General features: G+C 52.1%; 16 protein-coding genes. 15 read left to right on the top strand and 1 reads right to left on the bottom strand.

The genetic code is table 11. From position 1 onward, the window contains the following. The first annotated feature begins 240 nt into the window (after nt 1-240). The 10 genes from bglB (at nt 241) to hutC (ending at nt 13064) form a co-directional block, all read left to right on the top strand. Nucleotides 241-1347 carry a beta-galactosidase BglB gene (gene bglB, locus ACXAG2_RS14460; RefSeq protein ID WP_474868036.1) on the top strand — a complete coding sequence of 369 codons (1107 nt, stop codon included), beginning with the start codon at nt 241-243 and terminating at the stop codon, nt 1345-1347. A gap of 26 nt (nt 1348-1373) precedes the next feature. Then, a complete protein-coding gene (locus tag ACXAG2_RS14455; RefSeq protein WP_474868033.1) occupies nt 1374-2921 on the top strand; it encodes an MFS transporter in 1548 nt (515 codons plus the stop codon). Then, nucleotides 2902-4251: an oligogalacturonate lyase family protein gene (locus ACXAG2_RS14450; RefSeq protein WP_474868031.1), complete on the top strand. Its 1350-nt coding sequence runs from the start codon at nt 2902-2904 to the stop codon at nt 4249-4251. Before ACXAG2_RS14455 ends, ACXAG2_RS14450 begins: the two co-directional genes overlap by 20 nt. An 11-nt stretch (nt 4252-4262) precedes the next feature. Beyond that, entirely contained in the window at nt 4263-5024 is a 762-nt protein-coding gene (locus ACXAG2_RS14445) for a glucose 1-dehydrogenase (RefSeq protein ID WP_474868028.1), read from the top strand. Nucleotides 5025-5100: 76 nt separating this feature from the next. Next, a complete protein-coding gene (locus ACXAG2_RS14440) occupies nt 5101-5874 on the top strand; it encodes an IclR family transcriptional regulator (protein WP_119502766.1) in 774 nt (257 codons plus the stop codon). 10 nt (nt 5875-5884) lie between these two features. Continuing rightward, entirely contained in the window at nt 5885-6892 is a 1008-nt protein-coding gene (locus ACXAG2_RS14435; RefSeq protein ID WP_474868025.1) for a sugar kinase, read from the top strand. A 50-nt stretch (nt 6893-6942) separates the two neighbouring features. Then, a complete protein-coding gene (locus ACXAG2_RS14430; RefSeq protein WP_474868022.1) occupies nt 6943-7731 on the top strand; it encodes a DeoR/GlpR family DNA-binding transcription regulator in 789 nt (262 codons plus the stop codon). 482 nt (nt 7732-8213) lie between these two features. After that, entirely contained in the window at nt 8214-10835 is a 2622-nt protein-coding gene (locus ACXAG2_RS14425; protein ID WP_474868019.1) for a M14 family metallopeptidase, read from the top strand. A gap of 115 nt (nt 10836-10950) precedes the next feature. Continuing rightward, nucleotides 10951-12327: a formimidoylglutamate deiminase gene (locus ACXAG2_RS14420; RefSeq protein WP_474868016.1), complete on the top strand. Its 1377-nt coding sequence runs from the start codon at nt 10951-10953 to the stop codon at nt 12325-12327. After that, nucleotides 12327-13064, top strand: a complete 738-nt coding sequence (hutC, locus tag ACXAG2_RS14415) for a histidine utilization repressor (protein WP_474841522.1) — start codon at nt 12327-12329, stop codon at nt 13062-13064. Before ACXAG2_RS14420 ends, hutC begins: the two co-directional genes overlap by 1 nt. Nucleotides 13065-13100: 36 nt before the next feature. On the opposite strand, the gene ACXAG2_RS14410 is transcribed toward hutC, so the two are convergent. Continuing rightward, the gene (locus tag ACXAG2_RS14410) at nt 13101-14429 is read right to left on the bottom strand and encodes a Na+/H+ antiporter family protein (protein ID WP_474868013.1); all 1329 of its coding nucleotides are present in this window, start codon (nt 14427-14429) and stop codon (nt 13101-13103) included. 202 nt (nt 14430-14631) lie between these two features. Here ACXAG2_RS14410 and hutI point away from each other — a divergent pair, with 202 nt between their 5' ends. From hutI to ACXAG2_RS14385, 5 genes are all read left to right on the top strand, one after another. Continuing rightward, on the top strand, nt 14632-15852 hold the full coding sequence (gene hutI / locus ACXAG2_RS14405) for an imidazolonepropionase (protein WP_474868010.1): 1221 nt from the start codon (nt 14632-14634) through the stop codon (nt 15850-15852). After that, nucleotides 15849-17393, top strand: a complete 1545-nt coding sequence (gene hutH / locus ACXAG2_RS14400; protein ID WP_474868008.1) for a histidine ammonia-lyase — start codon at nt 15849-15851, stop codon at nt 17391-17393. The genes hutI and hutH overlap by 4 nt, the downstream gene beginning before the upstream one ends. Next, nucleotides 17390-18190 (top strand): N-formylglutamate deformylase, encoded by an 801-nt coding sequence (gene hutG, locus ACXAG2_RS14395; protein WP_474868006.1) that lies wholly within the window; start codon nt 17390-17392, stop codon nt 18188-18190. Before hutH ends, hutG begins: the two co-directional genes overlap by 4 nt. Before the next feature lie 9 nt (nt 18191-18199). Next, complete coding sequence (hutU, locus tag ACXAG2_RS14390) at nt 18200-19855, top strand: urocanate hydratase (RefSeq protein ID WP_474868004.1); 1656 nt, start codon at nt 18200-18202, stop codon at nt 19853-19855. Between the two features lie 162 nt (nt 19856-20017). After that, entirely contained in the window at nt 20018-23125 is a 3108-nt protein-coding gene (locus ACXAG2_RS14385; RefSeq protein WP_474868235.1) for a hybrid sensor histidine kinase/response regulator, read from the top strand. Nucleotides 23126-23130 lie beyond the last annotated feature (5 nt).

Below are 23130 nucleotides of genomic sequence, written 5' to 3'. Positions count from 1 at the left end.
ACAGTGTGTGGAAAAGGTTTGTGTCAGTCAAACCTACCCTTCGGGCGGCAGTTTTGCCGCCCTTTTTTCAACGTCCTTCCTTTTTTGATTTCACTTCGCTGAACCCTCTGTTTCAAATGTGAAATTAATGTCACATATTTTAACATTTCGATGTTAAGCCAATGTAAATCGAGGTAACGTGATTGAAATTGATTATTTCGGTAACGCCGTTACCCGTTTGGTTTTAAAGAAGGACTTATCATGCCTGCATTAGTTAACGACATCGCGTATTCCACCGTCCGGCAGAACATAGACAAACTCATCGATAATCTGGTGAACATCACCGATGAAACCGGAGAATTCTTGCTAAAGCTGGAAGACGGCAGAGTGATAGACACCAAAGGCTGGAATGACTGGGAATGGACCCACGGCATTGGTTTATATGGCTTGCTTAAATATTGGGATATCACCGGCGACGATAAGGCCCGTGAAATTATAGAAGACTGGTTTGCTAACCGCTTTGCAGAAGGTACTCCCACGAAAAACGTTAACACCATGTCGCCGTTTCTGACACTGGCGTACATGCATGAACGTACTGGCAACCGAAGCTACCTGCCGTATCTGGATGTGTGGGCCGAATGGATCATGGATGGTATTCCACGTACTGAAGAAAACGGTATTCAGCATATTGTTTTCAACTCGGTAAACTACCAGCAAATGTGGGATGACACGCTGATGATGAGTGTTATGCCGCTGGCAAAAATCGGCTTGCTACTCGACCGACCTCACTATGTTGAAGAAGCTAAGCGCCAGTTTATGGTACACACCAAATACCTGGCTGATCGTAAAACCGGACTATGGTTCCACGGCTGGACATTCGACGGCCGTCACAACTTCGCTGACGCACTGTGGGCCCGTGGTAATTGCTGGGTCACCATTGCCATTCCTGAGTTTATAGAGCTGTTGGATCTCCCTGAAACCGACGCACTGCGATTGTTTTTGATTGAAACCCTCGAGGCTCAGGTCAAAGCGCTGGTTGAAACGCAGCATGAAAGCGGTTTGTGGCACACACTGCTGGATGATCCTACTTCTTACCTTGAAGCGTCTGCCGCAGCCGGTTTCGCATACGGCATCTTAAAAGCGGTACGCAAAGGCTACATCAGCGATGAATACCGTCCTTGTGCAGAAAAAGCCATTAAAGCTGTGCTTGAAAACATCGATGAAACCGGCGAGTTACAGCAGGTCTCTTTTGGTACGCCGGTGTTTGACACCTTGCAGGGCTACAAGGATATTCCGCTGACGTCGATGCCTTACGGCCAGTCCATGGCGATTCTGGCACTCGTTGAGTACATGAACGCATACATCTGATTGATTTAATCAAGGAGGAGCGCACCATGGCACGACGCGAGCTCAAACCGGTAAACTACGTAGCATACGGCCTCAATGATATTCTCGGGGCCGGCTCCATGGCCGTGATCAGTGGCTGGATATTATTTTTCTATACCACATTCTGCGGCTTGTCAGCCGTTCAGGCCGCCAGTATTTTCGCCATCGCCCGTATACTCGATGCAGTGGCAAGCCCGCTTATTGGTCATATTTCTGATGGATTAGGCAATACTAAACTGGGACGTCGTTTCGGACGACGTCGGGTATTTCTTATCTTCTCTATTCCTCTGTTACCCAGCTTTGCATTGATGTGGGTGAGTGGTCAGCATTATCTGTACTACCTCGTGACGTATGTCTTTTTCGAGCTGGTCTACGCGGCGGTCATCATTCCTTATGAAACCCTTGCAGCAGAAATGACTGACGACTATAAGAAAAAAGCTAAACTGGCCGGTGCCCGCATTCTGACGGGTCAGGTGTCAGCCATCCTGGCCGGCATTCTGCCAAGCTGGATAGTCAGTGCAGTGGGCGGCAAAGAGTCAGCCTCCACCTTCTTAATCATGGGTGTCATTTTCTCCGTGCTGTTTATGGTGGTTGTGTTCACCGTATGGCTTTTCACCTGGGAACGGGACGTCAAAGAAGTCGGGGAGCAGGAGCTGACCAAAGGCAAAGGCTGGACGGTTTCCGGCACGCTTAAAGCGCTGTACACCAACCTTACCTCCACTATGAAAATCCGTGCCTTCAGGCTCCACCTGGGGATGTATCTGGGTGGTTACATCAGTCAGGACGTATTTAATGCCGTGTTCACGTATTTCGTAGTTTTCGCTATAGGCGGCTCTGTGGTCATTGCATCAGAAATGATGGCCGTAACCTATGTTGCACAGCTCTTTGCCGTCGCAGTCGCAATCCCCATGGTGATGAAATTTGGTCCCGCCCCCAGTTACCGGGTTGCCATTTTGCTTTACATCATTGCCATTGTGTCTCTGGTTGCCATGTATATCACCACCGATAACTTCAACTTCATGTGGCTAATGCTGGGCGTCATTGTTGCCGGACTAGGCCGGGGAGCACTGAACTACATTCCCTGGAACACATACAATTACATGGCTGATGTGGACCAGATTGTGACCGCCCGACGCCGTGAGGGCAGTTTTGCCGGCGTGATGACCTTTATCCGTAAAGCAACCCAAGCCGTTGCAGTGATGTCAGTGGGTATTATTCTGGAAGCCGGCGGCTTTATTTCCGGTGCAGAAACCCAAAGCAACCAGGCCATTTCCACCATCGTCCTGATGCTCGCCATTGGTCCGGTGTTGGTACTCATTTTCGGCTTTTGGGTCTCGACTAAATTTAAGTTATCCAAAGAAACCCATGAAGTGCTGATGAACGAAATTGAGCACTTAAAGCGCGGAGCAACCACACCGACAAGCGAAGAAAACAAAGCCATAGTCGAAGACTTATCAGGCTTCGCTTACCGCGACTTGTGGGGTAATAACACGGTTGGTATTGCACAAGACAACAGTTCATCAGCGGGGAGTCGTCATGAAAATGCCAATGTGTAAAACATTGCTCACCGCAGCGGTTGCCCTGATGGCCGGGGCTTTGTCTCCGGCAGTCAATGCTGAAGACATTCCTAAATCATGGATTGATAAAGACACCGGCCACCGGGTAATACGTCTGTCAGAAGAACCCGGGTCCCGCTCGCTGTACTTTCATCAAAATGCCTACAGCGCAGATGGCAACAGCATGGTTATTTCGGTGGATAACCCCAAAGGAATCGCCGTTGTTAATCTGAAAGACGGGACTGTTAAGCGACTGTTTGAAGACCCTGACGCGGGCATATTGTTCATGGGCCCTGCCAGCCGTGATGTATATGTGACCCGTATAGAAGGCGCAGGAAGTGGTGAAGTCGTTGCAAAAAATGAGCTGCAACAGCCCACAGAAGTTCTGGCTATCAATATAGACAATGGCCAGGTACGGCATGTTGCCACCGTACCGCGGGGAAAAATTCATTCCATCAATAAGGATGAAAGCCTGCTCATTGGTGCATTTGCAGAGCGCGAATACAGCATTGAATCCGGTCCCCGCCACGCCCGTTTCGAAGCACGCTATGAAGCGACCGGTAAAGATGGCAAACCGCTGACCTTTGCAGAAGCCAAAGAAGTGCGCATTAACGGGCGGCTGGAAGCACGTATTCCCATGGAAATGTTTGTGGTGGATACCCAAACCGGCGAACAACGAACCATACATAAAGCCACTGACTGGCTGAATCACATTCAGTTCTCCCCCGCTGACCCGGACAAAATCATGTTCTGCCATGAAGGCCCCTGGCATAAAGTGGATCGCATCTGGACGATGAATGTGGATGGCAGCCATATTCAAAAAATGCACACCCGCAGCATGAACATGGAAATTGCCGGTCATGAGTTCTTTGACCACAGCGGCAGCCGTATTTTCTACGACTTACAAACGCCCCGCGGGGAAGTGTTCTGGTTAGCCAGTGTCGATCTTTCCTCAGGAGAGCGTATCTGGCGGCACATGCCCCGCGATTACTGGTCAGTGCATTTCAACATTTCCCCCGACGGCAAGCTGTTTGCCGGTGACGGTGGCGATGGAGAAATGGTTGCCAGAGCCAAAGACGGTAAATGGATTTATCTGTTCAGGGATGAACCAATAAACGATGTGGCCGGGATCAGTGCCCCTGATGCAGCGTCATTGATTAAACCGGCAACCTTGCAGGCAGAGCGTCTGGTCAATATGGCTGACCACGACTACCGCCTTGAACCTAACGTTACCTTTACCCCTGATAACAAGTGGGTGGTCTTCCGTTCCAATATGCATGGCCCGGTGCACGTTTACGCCGTAGAAGTGGCCAGAGCACAACAACCTTAAGGAAACCGGTTATGTCTGTTTCATTTGATCTAACGAACAAAACAGCCCTGGTGACAGGCGCGAGCCGTGGAATAGGTCAGGCCCTCGCCACCGGGCTTGCCAGTGCAGGCGCCAGAGTGATCTGTGCCAGCAGCCGCGCCGGCGGGTGTGACGATACTGTTGCCCAAATCCGCGATAACGGTGGCGAAGCCACCGCATTGTCAGCCAATTTAAGTGACGCTGATGCAACACAAGCCCTCGCTGAAGAAGCGTTATCTGTGTATGGGGGCGTGGATATTCTGCTCAATAACGGCGGAACGATTTTCCGGGCACCGGCAACTGATTTTCCGCGGGAGAAGTGGCAGGAAGTGATGCGGGTGAATATTGATTCTGCATTTATTTTGTCGCAAGCCATCGGCAAAACCATGGTAGAGCGCCAGTCGGGGAAAATTATCAATATTGCATCGATGCTGAGCTACAGCGGAGGCATAACGGTTCCTGCCTATACCGCCAGCAAGCACGCCATTGCCGGTTTAACCAAAGCGCTGGCCAATGAATGGGGCGCGCATAATGTGCAGGTTAATGCCATCGCACCGGGCTACATCCGTACCGACAATACTCAGGCCCTGCAGGATGATGAAAACCGCAGCACTGAAATTCTCAAGCGTATTCCTGCTAACCGCTGGGGCGAGGCGCAGGACTTACAGGGGGCAGCCGTTTTTCTTGCCAGCGCAGCAAGCAATTACATCAACGGACACATTCTGGCCGTCGATGGCGGATTCTTAGCCCGGTAACCCGTACCGGGCGGGATTGGCAGTTCCCTTCCGGCAGCGAATAAAGGTTAGCTACATAGCAAAAAAGGACACAGTTATGACAGAACGATATTTGATACCCAGTGTGGTGCATGCCTGCGAAGTTTTCCGCTTGCTGGCCAGCAGAGATCGCGGCATGACCATGCAGGAACTGGAAGCTGCACTGGATCTGCCAAGAACCACGGTTTTCCGTTTACTGCGTACGCTGGTTGCTGAAGAGATGCTGGAAAAACGCGGCAAAATTTACTTCTGTGGTGCCAACCTGATGCAGTTAGGTCTGCAAATCATTCACTCAGATCGCATGCAGCAAATGGCCATTCCCCATATTCAGCGTCTGGCCCTGCGCACCGGTCATACTGCGCATCTGGCTGTACCGAATCACGGTAAAGCGCTGATCGTCGAAGTGTTCGACAGCCCGAATCCGTTAATGGTATCCAAACGCCCTGGCGTAGAAGCCCAAATGCACTGTTCTTCAACAGGAAAGGTGTTTCTGGCGTTTTTGTATTACGACAATCTGGAACTGTTGCTGGCCGAACATCCTATGGAACAGCATACGCCGTTTACCATCACTAACATCGCCGATTTGCGCAAAGAGCTTAACCGGGTCCGGGCATTAGGCTATGCCGTTGACGAAAGAGAATATAACAAGGACGTACGTTGTGTTGCAGTACCTGTGCGCAATAGCCTCGGCACCGTGGTGGCATCGGTGGGTATCACCGCACCGGCCGCTGTATTCCCTAAAACAGCCGTGCCTAAAGTAGCTGAAATGGTTAAAGAAGCAGCCAGAGGCATCTATAAAGATGCCTATCAGCTTGAACGGGTAAGTAATTAGGTCGGTGCCTGTGACAGCAGATTCGCTTTTTAATACAACCATACCACGCTGCCTGCTTGCCGGCGAAGTGATGGTGGAATTATCCCGCGCGGAACCCGGATTATTCAGGCAGAGTTTTGCCGGCGATGTTTACAATACGGCGGTATATCTCAAGCGCTGCCTGCCCGACTGCGAGGTGAGCATGCTCACCGCTGTGGGGCAGGATCCCTTTAGTGTAGCAATGAAACAGGCCATGAATGAGGAACGCATCAACACCGGCTTCATACTTACCCACCCCGAAAAGGGGCCGGGACTCTATGCCATTCATACCGACGCCAGCGGAGAAAGAAGCTTTCAGTACTGGCGCAATGACGCGGCAGCAAGGGAATGGGTAACGCTGTGGCAGCAAACCCTCACCGGCTCAGAACCAACACCTTTACCACAGGCAGATTTAATTTACCTGAGCGGAATTACACTGGCGGTACTGGATGAAACCCAACGGGCTTTATTGTTCGACTGGCTGCATCAGGCAAGAGAAAACGGTATCAGAGTAGCGTTTGATCCTAACTACCGGCCGCAGCTGTGGGCATCTGTTGATGAAGCCGCAGTATGGACCCGACGGGCTTACCATATTGCTGATATCGCCTTTCCCGGCATGGATGAACACAAACTGCTTTTCGGCCACAAAGACTGTTTTGATGTGATGGATATTGTGGCTGGCTGGGGCGTAAAGGAAGTTGTTGCGAAGAACGGAACCGACCAGATACGCGTGCTGTGTAATGAAACCATGGTCACCATTCCCGTGACACCGGTAGCCCATGTTGTCGATACCACCTCGGCGGGTGACGGATTTACCGGCGGCTATCTGGCAGCCCGCCTCGACGGAAAAAGCGTCCGTCAGGCCGCGCAGCAGGGGGCTGATGTGGCGTCCACCATTATCCGGTTTCCGGGAGCCATTGTGCCGGAACCCGCTTTCACAGAGGCTTTAAACCGGCTCCGCGACACAGAAACTACTGCCCGTCCGGAAACGGCAGGATAAACCGGGGTTCGTTGCCCCTTGTTATTTACGGAAAAATAAGAAGACCGCACATGCTTGAAAAACAACGGCATCAACTGATCATCAGCGCTCTGGATGAAACCGAATTTCTCAGCGTGAAAGATCTCTGCTCACAGTTAAAATCGTCAGAAGCCACCATCCGCCGGGATTTAGTCAAGCTGGCGGCACTGGATAAAATTCGCAAAATTCGTGGCGGTGCGCAGGTAAAAGAGAATGCGGTACGGGACAGCAAACCCGGGCTGTCTGCCAGCATTTTTGCACAGGACAGAAGCCGTAATGCGAACACTAAGCGGATGATTGCCAAAGCGGCCACCCAGCTCGTTCAGGACGGTGACGCCATCATTATAAATGGCGGTACATCGACGTTTATGATGGCCGAGTTCCTGGCCGACAGAAAACTGAACATCCTGACTAACTCATTCATTCTTGCCCACGAACTGCTGGAAAGCAGCCAGAATCAGGTTGCCCTGCCCGGCGGACAGGTTTACCGCCACCAGAGCATTATTCTCAGCTCGTTTGAAAACGATACGACGCAAAAATACCGGGGCAGCATGATGTTCATGGGATCACCCGGGGTCAGCGAATTTGGCATCATGGAAACCGACCCGCTGCTAATTCTAGCAGAACAGAAACTTCGCAAACGGGCTGACAAGCTGGTGGTACTGGCTGACAGCACCAAAATCGGTGTGAAAGGCAACCTGCTTTTCTGTGGCCTGGAGGAAGTAGACATTGTGATCACCGACAGCCAGGCCAACCCTGAAGCCGTGCAACGTATCAGGCAGCATGGCGTGGATGTCATGATTGTTGAGGCGTGTGGTTAGTACCGCGCCTCAGTGTTTTCCCGCCGTAAGCCCCTCCGCCCAACATTAGTGCAAGTTGCACTCTCCACGTTCAACATTCAGCTAAATAGCATATTTATTCACCAGAAATTATCTTGTATATATCTATAAAAACTGAAAACCCCGCTGCACTTTAACTGAAATATTAGTCAAGCTATCCTCACAAATACGAAATTCAACGTGATAAATAGGATACTCACACTATATAAAAGTATCAAAGGCAGACTTATAGCACCCACAACCCTTAAATGTATAGACCTATTAAAATACTACCTGCATAAGGATGCGATAATTAAAGCCACACATGTATATCAGCGGCAGTTCATCATATCCCAATGTGTTTGCCAGTAGCGCTCAACCCGGAACAGTTGGTATAACCGTACGTAAAGACTTCTTCTGACGGACACTCAGGCAATGGCACTACAGTGCGGTTGCCGGATAACAACATTAAAAAAGGAACAAATATGACTATTTCCAACGGAGCGTTTTTTACAGCAAAGCCCGTTAAATCCTTTAGAAAGCTGGCTTTGGGCTTGATGATCAGTGGCCTGCTTGGCACGTCTGCGCCGGTACTGGCACAAAACGATGCCATACCGGCTCCGGTTGATGTACTGGGGCACGCGCCGGGTGATGATTTTTATCTGGCGAATTACGAAGATTCACTGAAGTATTTTCATGCGCTGGCAGACAGCACGGATAAAATGCAGATGTTCACGGCGGGTAAAACCACGCAAGGTAAAACCTTCGAATACGCCATCATCTCCACACCGGACAACCTGGCGAAGTGGGAAGAGTATAAAGCCATTTCCCGCAGGCTGGCTGATTCCAGGGATCTGACGGATGAGGAAGCCCGGAAACTGGCTGCCACCTCAAAAATTATCGTTCATATTGATGGCGGCATGCACGCCTCTGAAGTGGCTGACCATCAGCTTCCTATCAAACTGGCTCATACCATGGTGACCTCGTACGACCCGAAAATCAGCCGCATCCTTGACGATGTGATTCTGGTTTTATGGCCGACACTGAACCCGGACGGACAAGATATGGTGGTTGACTGGTATCGTCAGAACACCGGAACAGAGCACGAAACCAGCCCCATGCCGTGGCTTTATCAGGAGTACGTCGGCCACGACAACAACCGTGACGGCTATATGCTGAATATGACAGAAAGCCGCTCTGTCACCGCTCAGGTTCAGGAGAATGCGCCGGCGATTTTCTATTCCCAGCACCAGAAAGCGCCCTTCCCAGCCCGGATTTGGGTACCGCCGTTTTCAGATCCTATTTCAGAAAATATCGACCCGCTGGTACGACACTGGACCAGCCTGATTGGCATGCACATGATTGGCGAGTTCGAGCACCAGCAGTTACCGGGAGCTATCGCGCAGGCCCGGTTTGATAACTGGTTCCCGGGCTTTCTGGATTACACCCACGCCTTCCGCCACACTATTTCCTATTTCACGGAAACGGCTCTTCACCTTTACGCCACGCCCTGGGAATACGATGCCAAAGACTTTCCGGATAACCGCAAAGATCTGAAGCCTCAGGTGATGTATCCGTCTCCGTGGAAAGGCGGCAAATGGACGCTGGATGATGCCGTACACTATATGGAAGTGGCCTCACTTTCTACGCTGGATACTGCATCACGCTACCGCGAGCAAATCTTGTATGACCGCTATCAGTCAGGTCGCGATACCGTCGCCCGTTTTAAAGAAGAAGGGCCTTTTGCCTGGATAATTCCGGCTCAGCAACACGATTTATCAGAGGCCGGTGAACTGGTTGAAGTCATGCTGCGCCAGCAGATTGAAGTGTATCAGGTAAGCAAATCCGCTACATTTGGCGACACCAAAGTCGCTGCAGGCAGCTGGGTTATCCCCATGGATCAGCCGTTCGCCGGACTGGTACAGGAGTTGTTTGAACGTCAAACGTATCCCGCTACCTTTGTTGATAAAGACGGCCTTCCGGAAAATCTGCCCTACGATGCCACAGGCTGGACTTTACCCCTGCAAATGGGTGTGGATACAGTAGCGCTGACATCCAAACTGTCTGACCGCGACAAGAAGAAACTGAAAGCTGTTACAACCGTAGATCTGCCCTCCGGTATTGAAGGCCGCGGTAATGTTTTTGTTGCTCCTCAGAATCAGAATGCCAGCTTCGCCCTGATTAATGCAGCCCTTGCAAAAGGTGCTTCGGTAAGCCGCGGAATGCATGACGAGCAACCCGCATTCTTTATTTCAGGGATAGACAAAGACAGCGCTGAAGCGCTGGCCACAGCCCACGATGTTACTCTGCAAGGCACTTCCCGCGCACCTGAAAATGCGCAGGCAGTAGAAACAGCGAGAGTTGGACTCTACCGTCCGTGGAAACCGTCTATGGACGAAGGCTGGACCCGCTGGATATTCGAGCAGTACGGTTATAACCCGGTCACCCTGTACAACGACGATATGAAAGCCGGAGATTTACTGTCGAAAATTGATGTACTGGTACTGCCGGACATCGATTTAAGCTGGATCACCGAAGGCTTCAGTGCACCCAAGAGCGACAGCTGGTATAACCGTACCGGTGGTGCCACAGAAGATCCTGTACCGGCAAAATATGCCGGAGGCATTGGTTCAGAAGGTGCACAGGCATTACGGGATTTTGTTGCCCGTGGCGGTAAACTCATTGCCTTCAACCAGGCGTCTGATGCCGCTATCAGCTTACTGGGACTGCCGGTAAAAAATGTCCTCGCCGGTGTGGGCAGTGACGTTTTCTACTGTGCCGGTGCACTGGTACAAACCGAACTGAACAAAGAAGCTGACAGTGCCGCCACACAGGGCCTGCCGGATGCCCCGGTGGTGATGTTCTCACACGGTCCTGCCTTTGATACGTTACCCGGCTTTGACGGCACCATATTGTCTTCCTACCCTGAAGAAGGTGATGTATTGCTGAGCGGTGTGTTGCTGCACCCTGAAGCGATAAATGGCAAAGCGGCTGCTATGGAAGTGAATTACGGTAACGGCGAGGTGTACCTGCTGGGCTTCCAGCCTCAATGGCGCGCCCAGTCACACGGCACGTACAAGTTTATCTTCAACAACCTGTACAAGTAACGCCACAACGCATAACTATGCAACCGGCTCTGTCGACGACTGAGCCGGTATTTTTGTTTCCTTTCCCGAATTATGTCTATACAATAAATCTATCATCTTCCGAATGGTAGCTACCATGACATCACATACTGCATCGCTTTCTGACTATACCCTTTTTGCCCGTCATGTATTGCTCACTGACGGCTGGCATCAGGATCAGCGCATCAGTATTGCCGGCGGGAAAATAAGTCATATCACACCGGCAAGCCCTGAACCTTCAGATCTTGTGATTGATGCGCTGCTTCCCGGCATGCCAAACCTGCACAGTCACGCCTTTCAAAGAGGGATGGCAGGGCTTGCAGAAGTGAAAGGACCGGGCGCAGATTCGTTCTGGACCTGGCGGCAGGTAATGTACCGCTTTCTGGAAAAACTCACACCGGACGACCTTACTGCAATTGCCACCCTTGCATACATTGAAATGCTGGAGAGCGGGTTTACCCGTGTTGGCGAATTTCATTACCTTCACCATGCGCCTGATGGTAAACCGTACGGCCAGCCTGCCGCCATGAGTGATGCCATCATCGATGCTGCCACCGATACCGGCATCAACCTCACAATGCTTCCGGTTTTCTATGCGCACAGTGGTTTCGGCGGTCAGGCACCGGAAGCTGCACAGCAACGGTTCATTCACAGCACCGACGACTTCGGTAAACTCTATGAGCATATTGAACGCCGGCTGCTGACTACAGACGGTGCCGTAACCGGCGTAGCCCCTCACAGTTTACGGGCAGTGACCGGAGAAGAGCTGCAGTTTTTAACGTCGCTGGGAAACGGACCGGTTCACATTCACATTGCAGAGCAAATGAAAGAGGTGAACAGTTGTCTGGCCCATTACGGCGCGCGTCCCGTTCAGTGGTTGCTGGACAATCAGCCCGTTAATGCGCGCTGGTGTCTGGTGCATGCTACTCACCTGGATGAAGCCGAAATTTCCGGTATTGCCCGTTCACAGGCTGTCGCCGGGTTGTGCCCCGTTACCGAAGCCAATCTGGGTGACGGCCTGTTTCCGCTTACCCCGTTTCTGGAAGCCGGCGGCCGCATTGGTGTGGGTTCAGACTCCAACGTGAAAATTGATGCACCGGAAGAGTTACGCCTGCTCGAATATGGTCAGCGCCTGCAACTGCAAAACCGGAATGTAAGCCAGCGTCATGCAGGCGAACGCTGTGGTCAGTCTTTGTGGCAACAAAGCGTTGCCGGCGGCGCTCAGGCACTGGGCACGGCCCCCGGATTGCAACCCGGCGCCTGTGCCGATATGGTTTCTTTGAAAATCAGCGGGTTACCCGATATGCTAAGGTCTCACGATAATATTATCGAGCAACTGGTTTTCTGTCACAATAAAGACCTGATTGACTGTGTGTGGGTAAATGGCCGGCTTACAGTAAAAGAAGGCCGCCATGCCGGCAGAGAACACGCGCAACGCGCCTTCATTAAGACCATTAACAGAGTATTTCAGTAATGCCGCCAGAACCGCAGGAAAAAGGGGTCAAAGATACGCTGCACCAGACAATCTGCAACGACATTCGTCAGCAGATCCTCTCGGGCACCTGGCCTCCGGGTTACAAAATCCCTTTTGAGCATGAGCTTGTTGAGAACTACGGGTGCTCCCGTATGACGGTAAACAAAGCCATTACCTCTCTGGTAGATGAAGGATTGATTCATCGCCGCCGTCGCGCCGGCTCTTTTGTGGCGCGTCCGAAAATTCAGTCTGTCATTGTGGATATTCCCGATATACAAACTGAAATTGCGAACCGTGGGCAACCATACGGTTTCTCTCTGTTATCACGGCGAAAACGCACCGCGCAGAAACGGAAAGCGGAAGAACTGGAACTGGGTGCTGACAATCCGTTACTGGAATTACGCTGTCTTCATCTGGCAAGTAACCGGCCCTTTGCACTGGAAATGCGTCTCATCAACCTGAATGCCGTCCCTGAGGCTGAAGGCATCACGTTTGAGGATGTGTCGCCGGGTCACTGGCTGCTTGAGCATGTAGCCTGGAGTAAAGCCCAGCACCGTATCTCTGCCATTTCAGCCAATGCAGAACAGGCTGAAGCGCTGGGTATTGAAGAAGGTACAGCATGCCTGTTGCTGGAGCGTCAGACTTGGCGTGGCGGCGAAGGGATCACCTACGTAAGACAGTTATTTCCGGGCGATGCCTATAATCTTCTCGCCCGTTTCTCACCCGCTTTCGGTTAACCGCAGCCACGCTTTTATAAAGGCTTCGGCTTCCTGCTATAGCAACATGGCAGCAACCCAACCGCCTGCCAGCAAGGGTAAATTGTAGTGTAAGAAGGTAGGTACAACCGTGTCCCAGATATGGTTGTGCTGACCGTCTGCATTTAGTCCGGCAGTGGGTCCCAAAGTGGAATCTGAAGCCGGAGAGCCCGCATCGCCCAGTGCACCTGCCGTGCCCACCAGCGTGACAATGGCCAGCGGACTAAAACCCAGTTGCAAGGCCAGCGGCACAAAAATCGCGGCGATAATCGGGACAGTGGAAAAAGAAGAGCCCACGCCAAGGGTGATCACCAGACCCACCACTAACATCATCAGCGCGCCTAACGCCTTGCTGTTGTCAATCAACGCCGCACTGGTATCAACCAGAGACTGAATATCTCCGGTTGCACGCATCACTGCCGCGAACCCGGACGCTGTGATCATGATAAAGCCCACGTTGGCCATCATCTTCATGCCTTCAACAAAAACATCATCGGCCTGCTTCCAGCGGATAACCCCGCTGATACTGAAGATCACAAAGCCCACCAGTGCACCAAGCACCATAGAGTCAAACATCAGTTGCACCACAAATGCAGTAATCACGGCAACACCTGACACCGCCAGTGAACGGCCGCTGTATTTCACCTCTGTATGCTCAGCCCGCTTCAGCTTTTTATCACTGTACTCCCGCGGCTTCCGGTAGCTGATAAACACAGCAACCAGTAAACCGGCCAGCATGCCAAGAGCAGGCATCGCCATGGCCCGGATGACAGATACACCGGACACATCAGCGCCGCTTTCCTGCAGATTTACCAGCAGAATGTCATTCAGATAAATGGAACCGAACCCCACCGGCAGAAACATGTACGGAGTGATCAAACCAAACGTCAGCACGCAGGCTATGGCGCGCCGGTCCAGCTTCAGCTTTTGCGTGACCAGCAGCAGAGGCGGTACCAGCAAAGGAATAAAGGCAATATGAATAGGAATGAGGTTTTGCGAGCATACCGCCATCACTAACAAAGCAGCCATTACGCCATAACGGATATTCCGTGCCAGCGCGGGATTTTCCCCCTGCTTCTTATCAAGTTTTTTCAGTACCTGCCCGGACAGCAGATCAGGAATACCCGAGCGGGAAATTGCCACCGCAAAGGCCCCCAGAAAAGCATACGACAGTGCTACCGTCGCGCCTGCACCCAGTCCGCTGTTGAAGTTATTCAGCGTGCCTAAGGTACCCAAGCCACTGAGCAGGCCACCTGCAAACGTCGCGATAATAAGCGCTATAACTACGTGCACCCGCGCCAGACTTAGCGCCAGCATTATGCACACCGCAATCAACACTGAATTCATGCTTACCTCTTATGTCTATACTTATGATAATGGTGACAGGCAATTTTATTTTTATTGTTCTGTTATATCGGGGGCTGGCAATAAATACAAGACGCAACATAGATATTGCGATGAAATGGATAAATATTTGGATTTATATGACTATACATATTAAAAATTGTTGGCTATATTAAATTGAAATAGCGTCCACAGAGACAAGCGCATGAAGCAACAAGCTGAAAAGATTTGGGTGAATGCAAGGCTGGTAACCATGGCCGATCCCGCCGCCCCTCTGGCGATAACAGAAGACGGTGCGGTCGCGATGGCTGATGGCAAAATTCTGGCCGCCGGTCCTGCTGCCGCCGTCACTGCGAAGTATCATTCTGATCAGGTTATTGACTTACAGGGCCTGCTGGTAACACCCGGTCTCATCGACTGTCATACCCATCTGGTGTATGCAGGCAGCCGTGCCAATGAATTTGAAGCCAGGCTGAAAGGGACCAGTTACGCTGACATCGCCGCACAAGGTGGCGGCATTATGTCTACGCTTACCTCAACCCGCGCCGCATCAGAACAAACCCTGCTGGATGAAACCCTGCCCCGGCTCGACAGTCTGCTCGCACAGGGTGTGACGACGGTAGAGATAAAATCCGGTTACGGACAGGATATTGAGTCTGAACTTAAGCAGTTACGGGTTGCACGGTCACTGGCGCAGCATCGTGCAGTGTCAGTCTCCCCCACACTGCTGGCCGCACATGTGGTACCGCCGGAATTTAAAGGCCGCGCTGACGATTATGTGTCGTATGTATGTGAACAGCTGATCCCGGCTGCACTGGCAGATGGCAACATTGATGCAGTAGACGCATTTTGTGAGCACATTGCCTTTACGCCACAGCAAACCAGCCGGATTTTCGACACTGCCAAACAGGCCGGGATCAAGGTAAAACTTCATGCCGGACAACTGTCAGATAATGGCAGCGTGTCGCTGGCAGCAAACTATCAGGCACTGTCTGCCGACCACATTGAATTTGCCACCGCGAAAGACGTGGAAGCCATGGCCGCTTCCGGCACCGTAGCTGTGCTGCTGCCGGGCGCCTTTTACTGTTTGAGAGAAACGCAGAAGCCACCGGTTGAATTACTCAGACAACATAATGTTCCGATGGCTGTTGCTACAGATGCCAATCCCGGTACGTCGCCGGTAACGTCTCCACTTCTTATCATGAACATGGCTTGTACCCTTTTCGGGCTTACTGTTGCGGAAGCATTCAGTGGTATGACACTTCATGCCGCCGCTGCGTTGGGTCAGCAATCTCAGACCGGCAGTCTGGAAGCCGGAAAGTACTGCGACCTTGCCTGCTGGGACGCACCGTCACCGGCACACCTTATTTATCAAATCGGACTTAATGCCTTACGTCGCCGAATCTTCAGAGGACTGGAAAAATGACAACAATAATAATGCAACCTGGTCAGGTATCACTTAAAGACTGGCGTACGATTTACGAAGGTGCACCGGCTGTTCTGCACGAAGATGCTTTACCCCGGGTGATTGCTTCAGAGCAGGCCGTTCAGCGTATTATCGCCCGCAACAAACCGGTTTACGGTATTAATACCGGCTTCGGAAAACTGGCGAATGTGCGTATTCCTGATAATCAGCTGGCACAACTACAGCACAACATCGTCATTTCTCATGCTGCCGGTGTGGGTGAGCCGGCTCCGGTTAACGTTATCCGTTTGATGATAGCGCTCAAACTGGCCAGCCTTGGACATGGCGCATCCGGTGTGAAGCTGGAAACGGTTAAACTGCTGGAAGCTTTCCTGAATAAGGGCATCACACCGGTTGTGCCGGAAAAAGGCTCAGTCGGGGCATCCGGCGATCTTGCGCCTTTATCTCATATGACTATGGCGCTCATCGGACTGGGCGATGTGCTGGTCGACGGCAAACAAATGCCTGCCGCTGACGCCATAGCTAAAGCTTCACTCACTCCGCTCAGCCTCGGACCGAAGGAAGGTCTGGCGCTCCTTAACGGAACCCAATACTCTACAGCTCAGGCCCTTGCTGGGTTGTTCGCCGCACAACATGGCTTCGCCAGCGCACTTGTTACCGGTGCCATGTCTACCGATGCGGCCAAAGGCTCAACCGCCCCGATGGATCCACGCATTCACGCCTTGCGTGGTCACCAGGGCCAAATCACCGTAGCTGCAGCGCTGCGTGAGCTTCTGGAAGGCAGTACAATCCGTGACTCTCATCTGCAATGCGAGAAAGTGCAGGACCCTTACTGTCTTCGCTGTCAGCCCCAGGTCATGGGTGCCGCTTTTGACTTACTGAATCAGGCCGCCACCACCCTGCTTACTGAAGCCAATGGTGTGTCAGATAACCCCCTCATTTTCAGTGATACGGATGAAGCCCTGTCAGGAGGAAACTTTCACGCCGAACCGGTTGCCTTTGCAGCCGATATGATTGCCATGGCCGTGTGCGAAACCGGTTCACTGAGCGAGCGGCGTATTGCCATGCTGGTTGACCCTGCGCTGTCAGGTCTGCCGGCATTTTTAACGCCCCGTCCGGGCCTGAATTCAGGCTTTATGATCCCGCAGGTTACGGCAGCTGCCCTGGTATCTGAAAACAAACAACAGGCATTCCCGGCCAGTGTGGACTCCATTCCCACCAGCGCAAATCAGGAAGACCACGTTTCAATGGCCGCGCACGGTGCACGCAGACTGGCTGGTATGAACACCAATCTGCAGCATATTCTGGCCATAGAATTGTTGATTGCCGTGCAAGGCATCGATTTGCACAGTGACATGAAAACCAGTCCTCATCTGGAAACCGTCAGACAAACCCTGCGCAGTGAAGTCCCCATGTTGCAGGATGACCGCTACATGGCAAAAGACATGGCAGCCGCCTTTGCGCTTATATCAGGGTCAGGCCTTACAGGACCGGTCGCAGAGATTTTTAACCCGGCGCAGTCCGGCGGAGCGTCAGCATGAGTAGTAACTGGCTGGAAATCAGCGAGGGCAATGCGCCCCTTGTGCTGAGTATCCCTCATACCGGGCTGACCATACCGGATGAAATAGTACAACAGCTGCAATGCGATAAAGAAACGGCACTGGCTGATACCGACTGGTGGGTAGACAAGCTGTACAGTTTCGCGCCTGAACTCGGTATTACCGTGGTGCGCAGCCATATTTCCCGCACGGTCATCGATTTAAACCGGGACCCGTCCGGCGTATCGCTTTATCCGGGCCAGACCACCACACAACTTTGCCCGCAGGAACGTTTCGACGGCGTACCGTTTTATGCCGCACCGCTTTCTGAAGAAGAGACGGAATACCGTAAAGCCACGTGGTTTATGCCCTATCACAACGCACTGTCCCACCAGCTGAACCGGCTTAAGCGTCAGCACGGGCAGGTCGTCCTGTTTGATGCCCATTCCATCCGCTCGCTGTGCCCCCGTTTATTTGAAGGTGAATTACCGGGCCTGAATCTGGGTACAAACACAGATAAAAGTTGTCACAGCGACTACGCCACCATTGCTTTTTCTGCGCTGCAAAGCAGTCCCCATTCTGCGGTAAGCAATGGTCGCTTCAAAGGCGGCTGGATCACCCGTCACTACGGTAATCCGGGACAAGGTATTCATGCGCTGCAACTGGAAATTGCCCAGCGCTGCTACCTGCGCGAGCCGGCAGAGCCCGGCCGCCCGCAATACGATGCGGCTTATGCTGCTCCGCTACAAAACGAATTAAAACAGTTACTCTCCCGGCTGATTGACCGGGCAAAATCCTGAGGAAAGATCATGACAACATCCCGAGTAATCCGTGCCCCGAGAGGCAGTGAACTGAACGCTAAAAGCTGGCTGACCGAAGCGCCCCTGCGTATGTTGATGAACAACCTGGACCCGGAAGTGGCAGAGCGTCCCGAAGATCTGGTGGTTTACGGCGGTATAGGTAAAGCAGCCAGAAACTGGGAATGTTTCGACAAGATTGTCGATACGCTTAAAAACCTGAATGACGATGAAACCCTGCTGGTGCAATCAGGGAAGCCGGTGGGAGTGTTCCCCACCCACGAAAATGCGCCGCGTGTACTGATTGCCAATTCCAATCTTGTTCCCCACTGGGCGAACTGGGACACGTTTAACGAGCTCGATAAAAAAGGCCTCATGATGTACGGCCAGATGACTGCCGGCTCATGGATTTACATCGGCTCTCAGGGCATTGTTCAGGGCACCTATGAAACCTTCGTCGAAGCCGGCCGCCAGCATTTCAACGGCGATCTGGCAGGACGCTGGATCCTGACTGCCGGACTGGGCGGTATGGGCGGTGCACAGCCTTTAGCGGCCACCATGGCCGGTGCCTCTATGCTCGCTATTGAGTGCGATGCTACCCGCATTGATATGCGCCTGCGCACCCGCTATCTGGACGAAAAGGCAGAGACACTGGATGAAGCTCTGGCCATCCTTGAGCGGGCAAAAGAAAACGGTAAACCGGTATCGGTAGGCCTGTTAGGAAATGCAGCGGAAGTACTGCCGGAAATGGTTAAGCGTGGCATTAAGCCGGATATGGTTACCGACCAGACATCAGCCCACGACCCGGTTAACGGCTACCTGCCTGCGGGATGGACGCTGGAAGAATGGCGTGAGAAACAGGTGAGCGACACGGCAGCAGTGACTGCAGCAGCGAAAGTGTCTATGGCGGAACATGTAAAAGCGATGCTGGCCTTTGATGATATGGGTATCCCTACCTTTGATTACGGTAATAACATCCGTCAGGTGGCTTTGCAGGAAGGTGTAACCAATGCCTTTAACTTCCCGGGATTTGTACCCGCTTATATTCGTCCGCGCTTTTGTGAAGGTGTAGGACCATTCCGCTGGGTTGCCCTTTCAGGCGACCCGGAAGATATTTACAAAACCGATGCCAAAGTAAAAGAGCTGCTGCCTGATGACGCTTCATTGCACAACTGGCTGGATATGGCGCAGGAACGGATCAGCTTCCAGGGTTTACCGGCACGCATTTGCTGGGTGGGACTGGGCGACCGTCACCGTCTCGGACTGGCGTTCAACGAAATGTACCGTAACGGTGAACTGAAAGCGCCGGTGGTTATTGGCCGCGACCACCTGGACAGCGGTTCTGTGTCGAGCCCGAACCGTGAAACCGAAGCCATGATGGACGGTTCGGATGCGGTCTCCGACTGGCCCCTGCTCAATGCTATGCTGAATACCGCCGGCGGTGCCACCTGGGTATCACTGCACCATGGTGGTGGTGTGGGCATGGGCTTCAGCCAGCATTCAGGTGTTGTAATTGTGTGTGACGGTACTGAAGAAGCTGACAAGCGCATTGGCCGTGTACTCTGGAATGACCCGGCCACCGGCGTGATGCGTCATGCTGATGCAGGTTACGAACTGGCACAGAAATGTGCGCAGAAACACGACCTGAATCTGCCCATGCTTAAATAACCGTCAAGCCTTCCGTAATGCGGAAGGATAATTTTACAGATAGCAGCAATTTACACCCTGTTTTTTGTACAAGCGCGCCTGTTGGTGGTTTAATAGGCGCACGTTTTTCCAACCAGCTTATCAAAAATGCGCGCAGTACTGTGGTCCTGGTTCAGCATCTTGATGTTTTTTGGGGTGTGCACTGCGCCGGCTCAGGCTCAGACTACCCATCAGCTCATCAATGAAAATATTGAAACCAGCCTGACGGACAATTTTGAATTTTACTTCGAGACAGACACGCAGCTGACTATCAGTGAAGCAATCAAGCGTCGTCCTGATTTCCGTTTTTACACCGACCCGAATCCTAATTTCGGTTTTCAGTCCCGCGCATTGTGGCTGGTTACCAAATTCAACAACACCAGTAATACCCGTGACTGGGTATTCAATATCGATTTCAGCCAGTTAGATAAAGTCGATTTTTATCTCGTCAGAGGCGATGAAGTCTTAAAGCAAAGTCATCAGGGTAAGCTGCAAACCGAGCAGATATTCCGTGTTCCCACCATGCGGGCTGAGCTGCCGGTGGACGCCCCGCTGGAGTTATACCTGCGGGTCGAAAGTGCCTCTTCCAGCCTGATTGTACCGTTATCTGTGGAGCCGGAAACCCGCCATAGTTTCGGCGTACAACTGGACAGTCTGCTGTGGGGATTGTTCTACGGCGGCCTGATCATTCTGGCAATATACAACTTCGCGCTGTTCTTCGGTTCCAGAGAGCCAAGCCTGGTCGCTTACGTGGGCTACATTGTGGCGGTATTGCTATGGCAATTTGTCTGGGGCGGCCATCTTCACCTGATATTCCGCGACGGCTTTGACCCGTGGTTTGCTGCGCATACAGAGATGATTTTCGTCATCATCGGGATCAGCTCCGGGCTGTTCACGGTTACCTTTCTGGAAACCAGAAAACATGCCCCGAATGCCCATCCGGTGATCATGTCTCTGCTGGTTTTGCAGGGCGTTATCGGCGCAGGCTGTCTCATCGATTTGCTGTCTCACATCTGGAAGAATAACCTGGTGTATGGCGTGGGTATGATTGCGATTTGCAGTTACATCTATGCCGGCTTTGAGGCTTACGTTAATAAGTTCAAACCCGCCCTCTATTTCATCTTCGCCTGGGGCATGCTGGCCAGCGGCGCAATTGTGGGCATTCTGAGCTTACTGAATGTTTTACCTTCCAATGACTACACCACATACTGCTTCCAGGTCGGCGTGTTTATCGAAGCCGGGTTGTTCTCCTTCGCCCTCATGGAAAAGAGTCGCAACCAACTGGCCTCTGAGGTTAGCCAGGCAACCAATGAGCTTCGCAATAATATGGAACTCATTGAAGAGCAGAATGCCCGTCTGGACATTGCCCGCAAAGACGCTATTAAAGCCAGTAACGTAAAATCTCAGTTCCTGGCCAATATGAGCCATGAAATCCGTACACCACTCAATGCCATTCTCGGATTCAGTAAAGAGCTCACCCATGTTGCCCTGCCGGTGGAACAACAGGAGCAGGTTCGAATCATCAACACAGCGGCGGATAACCTGCTGGGTATCGTCAATGACGTACTCGATTTCTCTAAAATTGAGGCCGGTAAGCTGCAAATTAACAATCAGCCATTCTCACCGAACCAGTTACTGGAAGACATGGTGACGCTGATGTCTAAGTCTGCCCACTCCAAGCGGCTGGAATTTGTTTTTGATACCGGCCCGTTACCGGAAAAACTCATCGGCGATGTATTCAGAATTAAGCAGGTACTGAACAACCTCCTCAGTAACGCACTGAAGTTCACCTCTTCCGGCACCATCACCCTCACAGTGAGAGGCACGTCCCTGCCCCACGGCATCCATGAATTACACTTCCGGATTGAAGATACCGGTATTGGTATCAGCCGCCAGGATAAGAAAAAGCTGTTTAATGCTTTCTCCCAGATTGATGATGCGTTGAACCGTAGCTATCAGGGCACAGGGCTTGGCCTGGTTATCTGCCGGGAGCTGATTAAACTGATGCGCGGCACATTGGATTTAAATAGTGTTCCCGGGCTTGGCAGTGTCTTTGACATCCGTCTGCGGGCGAATCAGCTTAGTCAGAAATACAGTCTGACACCGAACGCCGAATGGATTGGAAAACGGGTTGTGGTATTCGACCCTGTGCCGGACACCCGCAGAGCCACTGCCTCCATGCTCACCGCACTGGGAGCCAGGGTGACATCAGCAGATTCCGTAGCCTTTCTGAACATGCTGGATATACATCCTGATTTACTGTTTGCTACTGTACCGGTTTCCCATCTGGAGAAGCGGAACACGTACCTCAGTGAACTGGTGGAGTTTCCGGCGAAAAAACGCATCCTGTGGTACTCCGGTCCGGAACCGTTCAACCAGTATCCCAGCCTGACCCAGCACTTCCATGAACAGGTAAGAATGCCTGTCACACTCACCAAACTGGAAAGCCTGCTGCATCAGAAAACAGCCCGTCGCCGTAATCCGATGCAGGATAAGATGAATAACCTGCCCAAGGCACGTATTCTGGCTGTTGATGACATGGAAATGAACCTTAAGCTGCTGCATACCTGGCTGGATCACTCACCGGTCAGTCTGACCACGTCCATGAGCGGCCAGGATGCCGTTAACCGTTGTCAGAGCACGGAATATGATCTCATCCTGATGGATGTTCAGATGCCGGGTATGGACGGTTTGCAGGCATCAAGACTGATCCGCAAAACGGCTCTGAATATGGGTACCCCTATCATTTCAGTCACCGCCCATGCTTTCAAAGAGGAACAGGAAAGGTTGCTGGCATCAGGTATGGACGATTATCTGCCCAAGCCTATCGAAATGGGCGCCCTTCTCGATTTGATTAAGCGCTGGTGTCAGAACGCCACCCCGACAGCCATGGCTTTACCTACTCTGGACTGGCAACTGGCGGTTAAACGCACCCACCAGAACCCGGAAGCTGCACGCTCGTTACTGGGGGATTTTGTGGTGTTGCTGCCGCCCACCATTTCCACATTAAAATCGATGTGGAAAGAAAAAGACTTCGACGGCCTGAAGGCGGAAGTGCACAAACTTCACGGAGCCTGCTGCTACACCGGTGTACCGAAGTTACAGGAACTGGCTTCAGAATTGGAAATCGCGCTGAAACTTGAGCAAAACTTCCTGATTGCTGAGCATCTGCCTGCCCTGCTGAATGAGTGCGAAATATTAATGACAGAAGCCAGACGCTTCCTGGAAGAAATGAATTACACCTTCCCCTGAGCCGG

Source organism: Alteromonas sp. ABH4_456, assembly GCF_056160645.1.
The sequence above is the reverse complement of the archived record's forward strand: the minus strand, read 5'-3'. Positions and strand labels throughout refer to the sequence as shown.

What these genes read in the sequence shown, in the direction of transcription:
- hutC (WP_474841522.1), top strand. Translation starts at nt 12,327, where the DNA reads ATGCCGCCAGAACCGCAGGAAAAAGGGGTCAAAGATACGCTGCACCAG.
- ACXAG2_RS14430 (WP_474868022.1), top strand. Translation starts at nt 6,943, where the DNA reads ATGCTTGAAAAACAACGGCATCAACTGATCATCAGCGCTCTGGATGAA.
- hutU (WP_474868004.1), top strand. Translation starts at nt 18,200, where the DNA reads ATGACAACATCCCGAGTAATCCGTGCCCCGAGAGGCAGTGAACTGAAC.
- hutH (WP_474868008.1), top strand. Translation starts at nt 15,849, where the DNA reads ATGACAACAATAATAATGCAACCTGGTCAGGTATCACTTAAAGACTGG.
- ACXAG2_RS14425 (WP_474868019.1), top strand. Translation starts at nt 8,214, where the DNA reads ATGACTATTTCCAACGGAGCGTTTTTTACAGCAAAGCCCGTTAAATCC.
- ACXAG2_RS14385 (WP_474868235.1), top strand. Translation starts at nt 20,018, where the DNA reads ATGTTTTTTGGGGTGTGCACTGCGCCGGCTCAGGCTCAGACTACCCAT.
- ACXAG2_RS14450 (WP_474868031.1), top strand. Translation starts at nt 2,902, where the DNA reads ATGAAAATGCCAATGTGTAAAACATTGCTCACCGCAGCGGTTGCCCTG.
- ACXAG2_RS14410 (WP_474868013.1), bottom strand. Translation starts at nt 14,429, where the DNA reads ATGAATTCAGTGTTGATTGCGGTGTGCATAATGCTGGCGCTAAGTCTG.
- ACXAG2_RS14445 (WP_474868028.1), top strand. Translation starts at nt 4,263, where the DNA reads ATGTCTGTTTCATTTGATCTAACGAACAAAACAGCCCTGGTGACAGGC.
- hutI (WP_474868010.1), top strand. Translation starts at nt 14,632, where the DNA reads ATGAAGCAACAAGCTGAAAAGATTTGGGTGAATGCAAGGCTGGTAACC.
- ACXAG2_RS14455 (WP_474868033.1), top strand. Translation starts at nt 1,374, where the DNA reads ATGGCACGACGCGAGCTCAAACCGGTAAACTACGTAGCATACGGCCTC.
- ACXAG2_RS14420 (WP_474868016.1), top strand. Translation starts at nt 10,951, where the DNA reads ATGACATCACATACTGCATCGCTTTCTGACTATACCCTTTTTGCCCGT.
- ACXAG2_RS14440 (WP_119502766.1), top strand. Translation starts at nt 5,101, where the DNA reads ATGACAGAACGATATTTGATACCCAGTGTGGTGCATGCCTGCGAAGTT.
- bglB (WP_474868036.1), top strand. Translation starts at nt 241, where the DNA reads ATGCCTGCATTAGTTAACGACATCGCGTATTCCACCGTCCGGCAGAAC.
- hutG (WP_474868006.1), top strand. Translation starts at nt 17,390, where the DNA reads ATGAGTAGTAACTGGCTGGAAATCAGCGAGGGCAATGCGCCCCTTGTG.